The 2,545-nt window shown below is 61.2% G+C and carries 2 protein-coding genes and 1 pseudogene; all 3 read left to right on the forward strand.

The window, feature by feature from the left end; translation table 11 throughout:
- Positions 1 to 143, forward strand: a 143-nt coding sequence (locus tag AC1DW9_RS36495; RefSeq protein ID WP_476855404.1) for a transposase, incomplete at its 5' end; no start/stop codon positions are given.
- Between the two features lie 1,848 nt (positions 144 to 1,991).
- A pseudogene (locus tag AC1DW9_RS36500) lies at positions 1,992 to 2,129 on the forward strand (IS6 family transposase); the annotation flags it as partial.
- A 100-nt stretch (positions 2,130 to 2,229) separates the two neighbouring features.
- Positions 2,230 to 2,545: IS6 family transposase (locus tag AC1DW9_RS36505; protein ID WP_476855403.1), on the forward strand; the 316-nt coding region annotated here is incomplete at its 3' end.

The following is a 2,545-nucleotide window of genomic DNA, read 5'->3' on the forward strand; positions in this document are numbered from 1 at the left end:
GAGCCGAGCCGGTGTTCGGGCAGATCAAGCAAGCCAGAGGCTTCCGGCAGTTGCTCCTGCGCGGTCTCGATCAGGTCCGAGGCGAATGGGCAATGATCTGTACCGCTCACAACCTCCTGAAGCTTGCAAAAGCCTCAAGATGAGGACCGGGCACCGAAATCTCGCGCCCAGCCTTCCCGTCATAATCGCCCCAAAATCGTTACTCGGACGGGCTCCTAGGGAATTTGCAACAGAACCCCTCGAAGAGCTTGTGCAGTCAGGGGCGATCTCAGACATGGGGCCTGACGTGCTTCGTCATGTTGCGATGCCGGGACTTGGCGATGTTCATTTCTTCCCTGACGCGGGCGGGCGCTCTGGCCAGCGGCGCGTCCTTCGTCCGATCCCAACGCGCCGGCCAGCACGGCCAGGGCCTTGGCCTCGCCTTCGCTGAAATGGACGATCACCTGGAGCGGGGCATGCGTTCTTGGGTGCGTGAGCGTGTCAGATATGGCGGCACGGTCCTTGCGCCGTTTCTGAGTCGTTCGCGGGACGTTCTTCCGCACTGGCAACATCCTGCCAGTTACGGACAGCGCTGTTCTTATCTGTTCGGGTCTGTTCGGTTGGCGGGGATGTTCGCTGTGAGCGGGCGCATCACGAACGCCGATGCCGCACGTCCACGTCTTGCCGTTCTCTTCATTCCGATCGCCTCTCCTCTCCCGTCCCTCGAAGCACGAGCGTGTCGAGGATACGACGCGTCCATCTGAACGCTCCGGAGCAAATCCCTGCACAGAACCTCCGGCCGTGAAAGGCGAGCCGCCGGTGCTTCGTGAAAAGGGGCTTCTACAATGCCGCGCAGGTTCTGTTGCGATCGCCGGTAGGCGCGGCGGATATCGCACCATTCCCGTAACAATGCCGCCTAGAATCTAAATCCGTCCATCGCAGTGCAGTTTGCGATTCTCGCCGCGGCGTGAACGGGCGAATGTCCAGATCCTATGGCGCCCAGGGAATTGCGTCCGACGACACCCACACCATCCGCCGAGCCGCTCCCGATCATCGTGACGCTTCCCTTCGCGATGTCGCCGCCAAGCTGGCGTCGCACCCCGACGAGGTTGGCCCGGTTTCGTCAGCAGGATCTGTCGCGAGCTGCAGCGCCGCCACTTCGACCCGTCAGATTTCAGTCGGAAAGTATGGGCGCGCAGCGCCAGCGCAGCCATGATTACCCATGGTAATTTTCCTTGGTTGTCGAGCCCGACAGAGATTTTGCCGTGACGTTTTTCTTTGCGTAGGGCTTGCCTGATCTTTAGCGGTTAATAATACTCTGATTCGGAATGTTATTAACCGCTAAGGGACCTCACAGCATGGGCAATGGACCGTCACCCCTGCAGAATGACATTCTTGCGCTGCTGGCGGTCTGGCCTGCCTATGTTCATGACGCAACGGCGACGCAGCTCCATATAGGCGACTGGGCACGACCTCGCGATATCATCACCGGGCTCGGTCGGCCGGAAAGTGCTGTCACGAGCGCCTCAGTCTCGCGGGCACTGGCGCGGCTAAGCGAACGCGGGCTGGTGATGCGGGCCGCCGGACAGCCTGCCAGCGTCGGTCGGGCGTTCCGCTATGCCCGAATCCGCGCTCCGATTCCTTAACGGCACTCGAGGAAGTACGGACGGTGACGCAGCGGATTCCGTTGCATCACCGCCTCAATCTCGGAGCGTCAACGAAGTCGACGCTGTGGAGCAATGCGCTGCATGTGGCGACGGCATCGCACGGGACAGCGAAGTTCCTCACTTGGCGGGGCAGAATGAACACTACCTCTTCAATCAGATAATGGCGTTTCGGTTGGGAAAGGGTCAGCGAGATGCGCTATATGGCACGTGCCGGCATCGTCACGCCGTAGCGGAGTTGTTGCGCCTCGGTCGGGTTGGTAGCCATTGAGAATGGCAAAGATCAGTTACAGCGGTTATCGCTTTCCACCCGCGATCATCCAGCAGGCAATCTGGCGCAAGACACAAGGTTTCAAGAGCCCAGGTTCAGCCCAGAGATTTCTCTCCACTCACGCAGCCCCCTACAACACCTTCAACGTCCAGCGCCATCTCATTTCCGCCAAGCCCCACCGAGCTTTTCGCTCTTCGGCGATGGCGGCGGGGTGAGCGGCCGCCGCGGCCGCGTGATCGAGATCGTCAACCAGTGTTGTCGCGGGCGTCGTCACGTTAACTCCGGCATGGCGGCAAGCGGTGTAGGTGGGCGTGCATGACCCTGCCGACCATCAGCTACAAGCGCCATCGGTTCCCACCGGCGATCATCGCCCATGCGGTGTGGCTGTATTTCCGCTTTCCCCTGAGCCTTCGCCTGGTGGAGGAGATGCTTCTGGAGCGCGGCATCGCCGTCTCCTACGAGACGGTGCGGCGCTGGGCCTTGAAGTTCGGGCGGGATTACGCCCACCGCCTGAAGCGCAAGAGGCCGAGCCGCCGCGACCTTTGGCATCTCGACGAGATCGTCGTCACCATCGCCGGAAAGAAGCATTGGCTCTGGCGGGCGGTCGATCAGGACGGCTATACCCTAGATG

This window comes from Allobosea sp. P4_E12, assembly GCF_056401655.1.